General features: G+C 32.3%; 11 protein-coding genes. 9 read left to right on the forward strand and 2 right to left on the reverse strand.

From position 1 onward, the window contains the following. The first annotated feature begins 56 nt into the window (after positions 1–56). The 8 genes from FUA22_RS14705 (at position 57) to FUA22_RS14740 (ending at position 8,756) form a co-directional block, all read left to right on the forward strand. Positions 57–815: a Rossmann-like and DUF2520 domain-containing protein gene (locus FUA22_RS14705; protein WP_147769351.1), complete on the forward strand. Its 759-nt coding sequence runs from the start codon at positions 57–59 to the stop codon at positions 813–815. Beyond that, the gene (locus FUA22_RS14710) at positions 805–1,335 is read left to right on the forward strand and encodes a KdsC family phosphatase (protein ID WP_147769352.1); all 531 of its coding nucleotides are present in this window, start codon (positions 805–807) and stop codon (positions 1,333–1,335) included. Before FUA22_RS14705 ends, FUA22_RS14710 begins: the two co-directional genes overlap by 11 nt. Then, entirely contained in the window at positions 1,328–2,209 is an 882-nt protein-coding gene (locus tag FUA22_RS14715; protein ID WP_170309937.1) for an energy transducer TonB, read from the forward strand. Before FUA22_RS14710 ends, FUA22_RS14715 begins: the two co-directional genes overlap by 8 nt. Next, a complete protein-coding gene (locus FUA22_RS14720) occupies positions 2,209–3,117 on the forward strand; it encodes a geranylgeranylglycerol-phosphate geranylgeranyltransferase (protein WP_147769354.1) in 909 nt (302 codons plus the stop codon). The genes FUA22_RS14715 and FUA22_RS14720 overlap by 1 nt, the downstream gene beginning before the upstream one ends. Next, positions 3,117–3,707, forward strand: coding sequence for a Maf-like protein (locus tag FUA22_RS14725; RefSeq protein ID WP_147769355.1), 591 nt, complete (start codon positions 3,117–3,119; stop codon positions 3,705–3,707). Before FUA22_RS14720 ends, FUA22_RS14725 begins: the two co-directional genes overlap by 1 nt. A gap of 42 nt (positions 3,708–3,749) precedes the next feature. Then, positions 3,750–4,280, forward strand: coding sequence for a mechanosensitive ion channel domain-containing protein (locus tag FUA22_RS14730; RefSeq protein WP_147769356.1), 531 nt, complete (start codon positions 3,750–3,752; stop codon positions 4,278–4,280). A gap of 81 nt (positions 4,281–4,361) precedes the next feature. After that, a complete protein-coding gene (locus FUA22_RS14735; RefSeq protein ID WP_147769405.1) occupies positions 4,362–6,884 on the forward strand; it encodes a PIG-L family deacetylase in 2,523 nt (840 codons plus the stop codon). A gap of 114 nt (positions 6,885–6,998) precedes the next feature. After that, on the forward strand, positions 6,999–8,756 hold the full coding sequence (locus FUA22_RS14740) for a sodium:solute symporter (RefSeq protein ID WP_147769357.1): 1,758 nt from the start codon (positions 6,999–7,001) through the stop codon (positions 8,754–8,756). A 4-nt stretch (positions 8,757–8,760) separates the two neighbouring features. On the opposite strand, the gene FUA22_RS14745 is transcribed toward FUA22_RS14740, so the two are convergent. Beyond that, positions 8,761–9,282 (reverse strand): hypothetical protein, encoded by a 522-nt coding sequence (locus FUA22_RS14745; protein ID WP_147769358.1) that lies wholly within the window; start codon positions 9,280–9,282, stop codon positions 8,761–8,763. A 189-nt stretch (positions 9,283–9,471) separates the two neighbouring features. After that, positions 9,472–11,382, reverse strand: a complete 1,911-nt coding sequence (locus tag FUA22_RS14750) for a helix-turn-helix domain-containing protein (RefSeq protein ID WP_170309938.1) — start codon at positions 11,380–11,382, stop codon at positions 9,472–9,474. Positions 11,383–11,559: 177 nt separating this feature from the next. On the opposite strand from FUA22_RS14750, the gene FUA22_RS14755 reads away from it, so the two are divergent. After that, positions 11,560–12,534, forward strand: a complete 975-nt coding sequence (locus FUA22_RS14755) for a Gfo/Idh/MocA family protein (RefSeq protein WP_147769360.1) — start codon at positions 11,560–11,562, stop codon at positions 12,532–12,534. Positions 12,535–12,576 lie beyond the last annotated feature (42 nt).

Below are 12,576 nucleotides of genomic sequence, written 5' to 3' on the forward strand. Positions count from 1 at the left end.
CAACAAAGATACGTCAATACACTTTTATTTAAAGCATTATTACTTATTTTAGCAATATGATTTCAGTGATTATTCTGGGTGCAGGAAATATAGGAACACATTTATATAAAGCTTTTAAAAAAGCTGAAAATATCAAGGTTAATCAATGGTATAATAGAAGTATTAAAAACATCAACAAGTATAAAAATGAAGTTGATGTTACTGATGATATTTCTCAACTTAAAGATGCCGATGTTTATATTTTAGCAGTGAGTGATGAAGCCGTTGCCCCAATATCTAAAGCATTACATTTTGAAAACAAATTAGTTGTTCATACGGCAGGAAGTGTTAACATACATGATTTAGATAAGAAGCATAGACGTGGTGTTTTCTACCCAGTACAGTCTTTTACTAAAACTGCCAATTTGGATTTTTCTGATATTCCAATTTGTATTGAGACTCTTGATAAGAAAGATTATAATTTATTAAAATCTGTAGCTTTAGAATTGGGAGGACCTGTAAAAAAGGTAAATAGCGACCAACGCAAAGTTTTGCATCTAGCGGCCGTATTTGTAAACAACTTTAGTAATCAAATGTATCGTATTGCACATGAAATTGTAGAATCTGAGGCTGCTGAGTTTGATTTGCTTAAACCTCTTATAATGGAGACCGCTAGAAAAATTCAGGATATGTCTCCGTATATGGCACAAACAGGTCCTGCAAAACGAAATAACTTAAAGACTATTAAAAAACATTTGACTCTCTTGGAAAATGACCAACACAAAGAGATTTATAAACTAATGACTCAATCTATTCAAGAAACACATGGAAGATAAAAGCTATAAAGAAAACCTTGAACATATTAACACATTTATTTTTGATGTTGATGGCGTTTTAACTGATGGTTCAGTAACCATAATGACTAATGGAGACATGTTAAGAACCATGAATATTAAAGATGGTTACGCCTTAAAAACGGCTGTTGATACAGGTTTTAACGTATGCATCATATCGGGTGGTTCTAATGAAGGTGTAAGAAAACGTTTAGCAGGTTTAGGTATTAAAGACATTTTTCTAGGTGCTCATAACAAAATAGATCAACTCAATGAATACCTAAATAGAAAAGGTGTTGAATTGAAAAATGTCCTCTATATGGGAGATGACATTCCCGATTTTCTAGTTATGAAATTGGTTGGTTTACCTTGTTGTCCGCAGGATGCCGTTCAAGAAATAAAAAGTGTTTCTAAATATATTTCACATAAAAATGGTGGCAAAGGTGCGGTACGAGATGTCATAGAACAAGTATTAAAGGTTCATGATAAATGGAATAGTAATTTTAATGCTAAGTATGATTAATTCTTCTACACTTGTGAATAGACTTCTTTTATTTTTAATGCTAACCACATTCTTTATTTGTTCTGGTCAAGACACCACAAATAAATACCTAATAGGGAATTGGAAGGTAATTGAATCTCAAATAGATATTAAAGCTTTTGATGATTCCAATATTAGTAATTTTCATTTAGTTGAATCCTTTTTCCAAAATATAACATTTTCATTTAGCAAAAATGGTTATGTAAAAATTGAGTCTGAGGATAAAGTTGCAAAACCTTTCATAAACGATTTATTTAATACTGTTTTATATTTTAACATTGAAGAAAATGTTCTTAGTATAGGAAGTTGGAAAAAATCTTCTAATATTCTTTACATCCAGGTTAAGCAAGAGGATAACACTTTACTTTTTAACTTTTCTGGTGGATTACTTAGGATAAAAAAAATAGATGAGCCTGTTAAACTCAAAATTGATAAAAACGTATTGAATTCTATAAGACCATTACTAAACAATAAACCATTACTTTTTGAAGAGGTTAAAGAAAGTGAAGAATTAGTTGACAACCCTATCTCAACCTATAATTGCTCCCATTTAATTGATAAATTACTACAAAAGAAATGTGTAACTATGACAATCACCAAGTTCTTCAATCGAAAGTTTAATACAGAAATTGCTTCAGATTTAGGGCTTTCTGGCAGATTCATGAATAAAATCCGTTTCACCATAAATAAAGATGGAAACATAATCAATATTGAAGCTGAGTCTAAAAATCCTGAACTTAGTAAAGAAATAATTAGAACTATAAATCGTCTACCAAAATTTATACCAGCCGAAAAAAATGGGGAACCAATAAATTCAAAATACAGTTTTCCTTTTATTTTCCAAGTTCAAGACTAATGAGTTTCCTAAACCTCATCCGATGGAAAAACTTATTGATGATTGCCTTGGCGCAATTGTTAGTTAAATATGGCCTTTTAGAGCCTTTTGGAGCAAACATAGCTTTAAATTCTTTTGAGATAACACTTCTTATTTTAGCAACTATCTGTATTGCAGCTGCTGGAAATATCATTAATGATATTTATGATATTGAAACCGATTTGGTAAACAAACCTAACAAAGTAATTGTTAGTAAATCCATTTCAGAAAAATTAGCCTTTAACCTGTTTATCATTTTTAACGTTATTGGTGTTGGTATAGGTTATTATCTATCTCATTTAGTTGGAAAAAGTGCCTTCTTTTCATTGTTCGTAATTATATCCGCCTTACTATACGTGTACGCTAGCTATTTAAAACAAACTTTGTTAATTGGCAATATTGTTATTTCTATTCTAGTATCATTAAGTGTACTAATAGTTGGTGTTTTTGAGTTACTACCAAATATTACTCCTGAAAACAGAACCCTCCAACTGGTGTTTTTTAAAATTGTTTTAGACTATTCCATTTTCGCATTTGTTATTAATTTTATTCGTGAAATAGCTAAAGATATTGAGGATATTGATGGTGATTATAAAGCTGGCATGAATACTTTGCCTATTATTATTGGTAGAGAGCGTGCTTCAAATGTTTTATTTACTTTATCCTTAGTTCCTGTTTTGGGCACTACCTATTATATAGTTTATGACCTTTACCAAAACCCAATAAGCGTTATTTATTTTCTAGCATTTGTATTGGCTCCGTCCATTTACATTTCTATAAAATCTTTTAATGCTAAAAACAAAAAAGACTACCATCATATAAGCAACATACTGAAATTAGTGATGTTGTTCGGATTGCTTTCTTTACTTTTATACAAGTTTACTTTTTAATGCTCAACAAAAAACTAAAAAACCATCATATTATATTGGCTTCGGGATCACCCAGAAGACAAGCATTTTTTAAAAGTTTAGGTTTAGATTTTGAAATTAGATTAAAAACTATAAAAGAAGAATACCCTGACCGATTAACTCATTTTGAAATAAGCAATTACCTTGCTCAACTTAAAGCGCTACCTTTTAAAGATGAATTGAAGGACCATGATATTTTAATAACTAGTGATACCATTGTTTGGCATAATAATAAAGCATTGGGTAAACCAAAAGATGAAGATGAAGCTTTTACTATTCTACAATCATTGAGTGATAATACACATGAGGTAATTACATCTGTTTGCTTTACTTCTAAAGACTACGATAAAACGCTACATAATATTACCAAGGTTACTTTTAAAGAGCTTACAGATGAAGAAATTCGGTATTATATTAAAACGTGCAAACCTTATGATAAAGCAGGTGCTTATGGGATTCAAGAATGGATTGGAGAAATAGGTGTTACTAAAATTGAAGGCTCTTATTTTAACGTTATGGGTCTACCTGTACATTTAGTTTACAAAACCTTAAATGAGATAGCTGAATTATAATTTGCGATGTATCTTTGCATTAAACTTTTTTTAAACTTAGCTATGATTTGGGATACGCTTAAAGATGAACTAATAATATCAGGAATTGTTCTTCTATCACTTCTTATTATTAGGTTTATTACAAATTTCACTATTTCTAAAGTTGCAAAACGCAATGGAATTAACGTGGCTAGAATAAGGCTTATGCGCAGGTATGTAACTGTAGTTCTGTTTCTAATTGCCATCCTTATTGAAGCGTTTGTATTTGGTGCAGAATTTAAAGACCTTGCCGTAATTTTCTCATCTGTTTTTGCCATACTAGGAATTGCTTTATTTGCAATATGGTCAATCTTAAGTAACGTAACTTCTGGAGTTATAATGTTTTTTAATTTTCCATATAAGGTTGGAGACAAAATTGAAATACATGATAAAGACTTTCCAATAAAAGCTATTATTGAAGATATAAGATCCTTTCAATTGCATTTAAGATTAGAAAATGGCGATTTAGTTACCTACCCAAATAACCTAATGCTTCAAAAAGCCGTTACATTAGTAGAAAAAGATGCCATTGAAGATGACATGGAAGAAGCCTAATTTATAGTTAAAGAAACATTAAAAATCACCCTACCACACTTATACTTTGCTATATTTGATTTTTAGCTAATCAAATATATGATGCAAAGACACATTGCTTTTTTTATAATTTCATTTTTATCGTTTACACTTTTAAACGCTCAAAAACCAAAAATCCCTTCATCTTCTCAGATATATGAGTCCATCCAAAAACTTAACTTTTTAGGATCTGTTTTGTATGTGGCGGCTCACCCAGATGATGAAAATACGCGCTTAATATCATACATGTCAAACCATGTAAAAGCAAGAACTGCCTATTTATCACTTACTAGAGGTGACGGTGGTCAAAACCTTATTGGGCCTGAAATTAGAGAGCTTTTAGGTGTTATTAGAACTCAAGAATTACTGGCTGCAAGAAGGATTGATGGTGGTGAACAAATATTCACCAGAGCAAACGATTTTGGATATTCCAAACATCCAGAAGAAACCCTTTCTATTTGGGATAAGGAGCAAGTATTAAGCGATGTTGTTCTTGCCATAAGAAAGTTTAAACCAGATGTTATTATTAACCGTTTTGACCACAGAACTCCAGGGAGAACCCATGGTCATCACACAGCTTCAGCCATATTAAGTTTGAAGGCTTTTGATATAGCAGCAGATGAAAAGGCTTATCCAAATATGCTAAATCAAGTTGATGTGTGGCAACCTAAACGGTTGTTTTACAATACCAGTTGGTGGCGCTATGGAAGAGAAGCGTTTGAGAAACTTGATAAAAGTAACATGATAAACTTTGATATTGGGGTTTATTATCCTCTTAAAGGCATATCAAATAATGAACTTGCTTCATTGGCTAGTAGCCAGCATTTGTGTCAAGGTTTTGGAAGATTATCGCAACGTGGAACGCAGGAAGAATATATTGAATTTATAAAAGGAGAAGCCTTAGAAGGTAATGATGTTTTTTCAGGTATTGACACCTCTTGGAATCGTGTAAAAGGCGGTAAACCTATTGGTGCTATTTTAAATAAAATTGAAACTAACTTCAATTTTAAAGATCCATCAACTCATGTTCCCCAGCTTATTGAAGCATATAAACTTTTACAAAATATTGATAACAAACATTGGCAAACTCAAAAAACCAAAGAGTTAAAATCTATTATTGAAATGTGTGCTGGTTTGTATTTAGAGGCTTCGGCTTCAACTCCAATTGTTGCTACCAATAATGATGTTGAAATTAACATTGAAGCACTTAAAAGAAGTCAGACAACAGCTGTATTGAGAAGTGTCAATATTTCCCCATTAAATCAAACTCAAAATCCTGATGTTGCTTTAGATAATAATAAGAAATATAATTTTTCATTTAATAGTATTATTCCAACGGAAATAAACACAACTAGTCCTTATTGGTTAAATACAAAAGGTACTTTAGGTATGTATCACGTTGCCAATGAAACCATCATAGGAAACCCTGAAACAAAACGAGCACTTCATGCTAATTTTATTGTTGATTTTGATGGATATTCTATCAATTTTGAAAAGGATGTCATCCATCGATATTCAAGACCTGATAAAGGTGAATTGTATCGTCCATTCGAAATTATTCCAGAAGCATCTGCAAAAATCGCTCAAAAAGTAATCATTTTTGAAAACAACAAGCCTCATGATATAACCGTTATTGTTAAAGCTGGAAAAGATAATTTAGATGGCCATGTTGAAGTTTGCCACCCAAATGATTGGAGTGTATATCCTAAAAACCAAAAAATTTCTATAAAGCACAAAGGCGAAACGCAAACTTTGGTATTCACGATTATCCCTCCTAAAAATCAAAGCGAAGGACTTATTAGTCCCATAGTTCATATTGGTGATAAGAGTTACACAAAAGAGCTGATAGAAATTGAATACGACCATATCCCATTTCAAACAGTATTACTTCCTAGCGCAAGTAAAGTAGTACGGTTAGATATTAAAAAGCGTGGTGAAAATATTGCCTACATTCAAGGTGCCGGTGATGTGGTTCCTGAAAGTTTACAGCAAATAGGTTACAATGTGCGCGTACTCAAACCTGAAGAAATTAATGCAGAAACTTTAAGTAAATTTGATGCTGTAGTTGTTGGAATTAGAGCTTATAATACGGTTGAAGACTTAAACTTTAAGCAACAAACTCTTTTTAATTTTGTGGAAGCCGGAGGCAATATGATTGTGCAATACAATACCGCTCACAGAATAAAAGTAGAACAATTAGCTCCTTATGATTTAACACTTTCCAGAGGCCGGGTTACCGATGAAAATGCTGAGGTCCGATTTTTAAATCCACAGCATCCGGTTTTAAATTTCCCCAATAACATTACCCAACAAGATTTTGAAGGGTGGACACAAGAACGTGGGCTATACTTCCCTAATAAATGGGGAAAGGAGTTTACAGCAATTCTTTCCATGAATGATAAGAATGATAGCCCTAAAGACGGAAGCTTATTGGTAGCTAAGCACGGTAAGGGGCATTACATTTATACAGGTTTAAGTTTCTTTAGAGAATTCCCAGAAGGGGTTTCAGGGGCCTATCGCCTATTTGCTAATATGCTATCTTTAGGTAAAGAAGATTTAAAATTAGAAGCTAAATTAAACGATTAATTATGGCAGAAGAAAACCAACCTAAACAACCTTGGCTTAAACTGTACTCTATTGTTTTAATAGTCAATGCCATTTACTTTATTTTGTTTTATCTAATCATGAAAGCCTTTTAATATGCAATTAAATTGGATTGACTGGACAGTATTAGGCATTACATTATTAGCTATCGTTTCCTATGGCACTTACCAAACTCGAGGGAGTAAAAATGTAAAAGATTATTTAAGAGGCGGAAACAAATCTAAATGGTGGACCATAGGTTTATCAGTTATGGCAACTCAAGCTAGTGCCATTACCTTCTTATCAACACCCGGACAAGCTTTTAATGACGGTATGGGCTTTGTGCAATTTTATTTTGGATTACCCATTGCTATGGTTGTAATTTGTATGGTTTTCATCCCGCTATATCATAGATTAAAAGTATATACTGCATACGAATTTTTAGAAAGCAGATTCGATTTAAAAACCAGAACCTTAACAGCCATTTTATTTTTGATTCAACGTGGATTAGCTGCAGGTATCACCATTTTTGCTCCTGCTATTATTCTTTCTGTTGTTCTTGGTTGGGACCTGCTAACACTAAATATTGCCATTGGTCTTTTGGTTATTATATATACTGTTTCTGGAGGAACACGCGCCGTAAACGTCACCCAAAAACATCAAATGGTAGTCATCTTTATAGGTATGCTTGTAGCCTTTTTTATCATAGTAAGCAAACTACCTCAAGATATTACCTTCTCTAAAGCTTTAAGTATCGCAGGTGCTAGTGGCAAAATGGAAATCTTAGATTTCTCATTCAATTTAAATAACCGTTATACATTTTGGAGTGGTATTATTGGAGGGACCTTTTTAATGCTATCGTATTTTGGGACCGACCAAAGTCAAGTGCAACGTTACCTATCCGGTAAGTCAGTAAAAGAAATGCAATTAGGGCTCATTTTTAATGGTTTATTAAAAATACCAATGCAGTTCTTCATCCTTTTAGTTGGGGTTATGGTGTTTGTTTTTTATCAATTTAATGAAGCACCTGTTAATTTCAATCCTACAGCTACCGAGGTAGTTTTAAATTCAGAGTATGCCGAGGAGTATAAGGCACTTCAACAAGAGCAAAAAGAAGTTTTTAATGACAAACAAAAAATTATTGAAGCTTTTCTAAGTTCCGAAAATGAAGAAACCACAAAATATATTTCAATAGCAAATGAGGCAAACGATGAAATTAGAAATGAAGCAAAATTACTTATTGAAAAGGCTTCACAAGAGCAAAAGGTAAAAGTTGAAAGTAATGATAAGGATTATGTCTTTATTCACTTCATATTAAATAATTTACCTAGAGGTTTAATTGGTTTATTATTAGCAGTAATTTTAAGTGCCGCAATGTCTAGTACTGCAAGCGAATTAAATGCCTTAGGATCAACCACAACTATAGATTTGTATATTAGAAATAGTGATGAGAAAACTGAAGAAGAAAAAGTTAAAGCCTCACGCTGGTTTACTTTTGTATGGGGGATAATGGCTATTGGCGTGGCCTGTGTAGCTAATCTTGCAGAAAATTTAATTCAGCTGGTTAATATTATTGGGTCTATTTTTTATGGTAATGTTTTAGGAATCTTTTTACTAGCATTCTTCTTTAAATTTGTAAAAGGAAACGCTGTATTTGTGAGTGCATTAATTACCCAAGTAATAGTTATTGGGCTGTACCTATTAGATTTGTATGAGATAATAAACCTTCCGTTCCTATGGCTGAACTTTGTAGGGTGTATTATTGTGATGTTTCTTGCTACACTTATGTCTTACAATAATTCTGACAGAAACGGAAAGCTTTCGCTATTTGTTATATCTCTTTTATTAGGCATTGTTGCTTATTATATCTATTAATATCTTAGATTTTATTTCCATCAGAATTTAATCGGAATGTTTTTTTAGATTTTCCATTTCTAATCTGAACTTTGTATTCTTTCTTTACCTTTTTTCCTAGTTCATAAGACACAAAATAATCAGTCTTAAAAAGTATCCATTTTGAATGATTTTTGAAAACTGCATTTCTTACGGCATCAGGAAGTTTTACATCTTCAAATCGTTCTAAAGTGGCTATGATTTGCCCAGATTTATCATAAGTAGCATGAATACTTCCTTTGTTAGATTTAAATAGAATCTCATAAGGCTTGTTTACCTTTTTATCTAACTTCTTAAAACTTTGACTTCCTGGACCTGCAACTTTATATTCTAAAGAACGTATGTGGTCTGCCATAGACTGATCGTAAACTTCATCAAGATAAGTACCGTTAACCATTATAGGATTAAATTTTTCTAAATCATACCTTGGAGTATCAACATTTGAACCTTGACTAAAAGCTAGGTTGGTTAAACCTAAAACTGCTAAACCAATAATTAAATTTTTCATTACAATAGTTGTTTAAAGATTAATAAATAATGTTTAAGCAAATATTGAACATTAGTAATAGCAACACTTAACAAGTATGTTGCAATAGTTTTAAAGTATTATTTTAAGCAATAAAAACATAATCACAAGACTTTAAATTATGTTTCAGGAGTTTAAAAGTGGTAGTATTTTCAATGGTTTTATTGAAGCTTATGGTTTAAACGGCTGAGAATAATCCCCCAAATTCATTTTCCTTAAAACCTCCAGAAAGCGAGGGTCAAAATGCATATTTTCAAAGAAATGATCATACTTTATCCAGTAAATTGCCCCATTCTTCTGCTCAAGAGCTATATGTAACCACTTCATAGCCTCATCATGTTCTCCAATAAAAGCAAATTTTTGAGCAATAAAGTATGCATTATCCATAACAGTCCTGGGGTCATCCGCAAATTCAATATCCAAATTATTAATCCACCTGAAAGCTTCATTTATACCTCCTTTTTTATAAGCTTCTAGCATAGGCTGTATATTTTGTCTTGTATTAGGAGCGATATCCCAACTGCGGGACAATATTTCAATAGCTTTATCTGGATTCCCTTGTTTTACTTGCACCAAAAAGTCTAGCCAAGGCGCCCATAAATCCTCTATATTAATTTCCATAGCTTTGTTAACTTCTTCAATAGCTGACTGATAATCTTTAGTAAGGATATAATTCTCTGCACTTAAAATATAGAAATAGTAATTTATAGGAGAAAGCTCAATAGCCTTATTTATATAATGTCTACTTTTGATAAAATCACCTTTCACAAGCATCAAATATTTGGCGTAAGTGATATACGTACCATAATCATTAAGGTCTAAACTTAAAGCTGTTTCAAATTCCTTCTCTGCCAATTCCCAATCCCATTCATATTCCATATAAATAGTTCCCAAAGTACGATGTGTTTCTGCTAAAGCATCGTCCAGACCAACAGCCTGTAAAGCATATTTTTTTGCCTCTTTATAGTCTGCTTCCGGGATTACCGGCCATTCCCTGTATAGACGAATTAAAGCCAAACCTGAGTACGGCAGGGCAAATTCAGAATCTAAAGCTATACTTTCGTTAAAGTATTTTTCGGCGCTTTTTAATCCACTGTTAGAAAAACTATATAGAAAAAATTTACCCTTAAGGTATAAATTGTAAGCTTCAGTACTGGCTGTAGGCACTTTTCCTAGTTGTAGTAACTCATTTGGAGATAATATCAAATCCAACTCCGATGCAATATTTTGTGCAATATCACTTTCTAAACTAAATATGTCGCTAAACTTCCTGTCAAAACTCTTGGACCACATGTGTGTGTCCTCTTTTGCATTTACTAGATGTACAATAACCTTTATACGATCATCATACCTTTGTACACTACCATCAATTATATAATTAACCTTAAGAGTTGTACCAACCTCCTCCTCAGCTAATTTTATGGTGCCATATCTATCAAATGACTTATTGAATTTTACAACAAGCCCTTTCATTTTAGATAAATGATTAATGATATCCTCCCGCATACCATCAGCGAAATATTGATTCTCCTGATCATCACTTAAATTCTTAAAAGGTAATACAGCTATGGATTTTTCTTGGATAATTGTATCAATTGTATCAGGGTCTACACTTTCTTCCTTAGCTGAACTATTCAAAAAATATAAATAAGATGTCATAGCAATAACCACAACACCAACAGATACAATTAAAAAGCTCTTTTTTAAACCTCCTCTTTTCTTTCTATTTACCTTTATATTACTTTGACTAGTTTCAGAAGTGCCTCGATATTTCACTTCTCCTGGCGGATATCCAAAATAGTCACTAAAACATTTATTAAAATAAGTTGCACTGGAAAACCCTACACTATAGGCAATTTCAGAAGCTGTTGCCTCATTACTTTTTAACATTTCCATGGCCTTATCAAGTCGATACTCTCTAACAAACTGGCTGGTAGACTTGCCAACTAAGTTATTTAACTTACGATGCAATTTTGAACGGCTCATATTAGCAGCTTCAGCTAATTCATTCACTCCAAATTGTTCATTGTTCAAGTTAGCTTCAAGTAATTGATTTAGATCATTCAGAAACTTTTCATCCATTGAAATGTTGTTTTGCATTTTCTAGTATTATCAGAATGTTAGAATCAAGCTGCTCAAATTGATTAGGGAGAAAATTTATACATCTAATATACAAGAATTTAAGGAAAGTAAACTTGTACGAGTGATGTTTCAATAATATCTTTAGCTAAAATTAATTTTAAGATTAAATAGAAAACTTTGAAAAATAAAACCATTAATTGGGGCATCATTGGCCTTGGTAACATTGCCCACAAATTTGCGGCAGATTTATTAACAATAGAAGGTGCTAAACTATATGCCGTAGCATCTAGAACACAAGAGAAGGCAGATGAATTTGCTTCACAATACAATGCCTCCAAAGCTTATTCAAGTTATGAAGCTTTAGCTCAAGATGAAAATATTGATGCCGTATATGTTGCAACGCCTCATGCACTTCACAAAGCAAACACACTACTTTGTTTAGAACATGGTATAGCTGTTTTATGTGAAAAGCCATTCGCTATGAACATAGGTGAAGTCAATGAAATGATTTCAAAAGCTAAGGAAAAGAATGTTCTGCTTATGGAAGCCCTATGGACCTATTTTCTACCGCACTATCAATACGTTTTAGATTTATTAAAAAATGAAACATACGGAAAGGTTTTAAATATGAAAGCTGATTTTGGTTTTTACCGAGCCTTCGATACTTCTTCAAGATTATTTGAAAAATCTCTAGGTGGTGGTAGTTTATTAGACATTGGCATCTACCCTATTTTTGCAGCTTTGTCAACTTTAGGAATTCCAAATAAAATTGAAGCCGATGCTACTTTTTTTGATAACGGAGCGGACTCTTCATGCACCGTGTCTTTAGGCTATAACAATAATGTTTCGGCACTTTTAAAAAGCACTCTGTTAGAAGACACTCCCACTGAAGCAACCTTCTACTGTGAAAAAGGCACAATAAAAATAAATACCATGTTCCATATGCCTTCAACTGTATCTGTTATTGTAGATGGTAAAGAAGAAATAAAAGACTTCAACTATAAAACCATTGGTTATAATTATGAAGCTATTCATTTTAATCAACTTCTCAGAGAAGGAAAAACTGAAAGCCCTGTTATGACCTTTAAGTTTAGCAAACAACTTATTAAACTTCTAGATGAAGTTAGAGAAATCATTAATTTAAATTATTAATAAAGACTAGTATTTGTTACTTTAAGTTAATTTTATTTGTCT

Source organism: Seonamhaeicola maritimus (genome assembly GCF_008056315.1).
GTDB classification, from domain to species: Bacteria; Bacteroidota; Bacteroidia; order Flavobacteriales; family Flavobacteriaceae; genus Seonamhaeicola; species Seonamhaeicola maritimus.

Bases quoted from the DNA above. Each gene is read 5' to 3' on its own strand.
- FUA22_RS14715 (WP_170309937.1), top strand. From the start codon at position 1,328: ATGATTAATTCTTCTACACTTGTGAATAGACTTCTTTTATTTTTAATG.
- FUA22_RS14725 (WP_147769355.1), top strand. From the start codon at position 3,117: ATGCTCAACAAAAAACTAAAAAACCATCATATTATATTGGCTTCGGGA.
- FUA22_RS14720 (WP_147769354.1), top strand. From the start codon at position 2,209: ATGAGTTTCCTAAACCTCATCCGATGGAAAAACTTATTGATGATTGCC.
- FUA22_RS14740 (WP_147769357.1), top strand. From the start codon at position 6,999: ATGCAATTAAATTGGATTGACTGGACAGTATTAGGCATTACATTATTA.
- FUA22_RS14705 (WP_147769351.1), top strand. From the start codon at position 57: ATGATTTCAGTGATTATTCTGGGTGCAGGAAATATAGGAACACATTTA.
- FUA22_RS14730 (WP_147769356.1), top strand. From the start codon at position 3,750: ATGATTTGGGATACGCTTAAAGATGAACTAATAATATCAGGAATTGTT.
- FUA22_RS14710 (WP_147769352.1), top strand. From the start codon at position 805: ATGGAAGATAAAAGCTATAAAGAAAACCTTGAACATATTAACACATTT.
- FUA22_RS14745 (WP_147769358.1), bottom strand. From the start codon at position 9,282: ATGAAAAATTTAATTATTGGTTTAGCAGTTTTAGGTTTAACCAACCTA.
- FUA22_RS14735 (WP_147769405.1), top strand. From the start codon at position 4,362: ATGCAAAGACACATTGCTTTTTTTATAATTTCATTTTTATCGTTTACA.
- FUA22_RS14750 (WP_170309938.1), bottom strand. From the start codon at position 11,382: ATGGATGAAAAGTTTCTGAATGATCTAAATCAATTACTTGAAGCTAAC.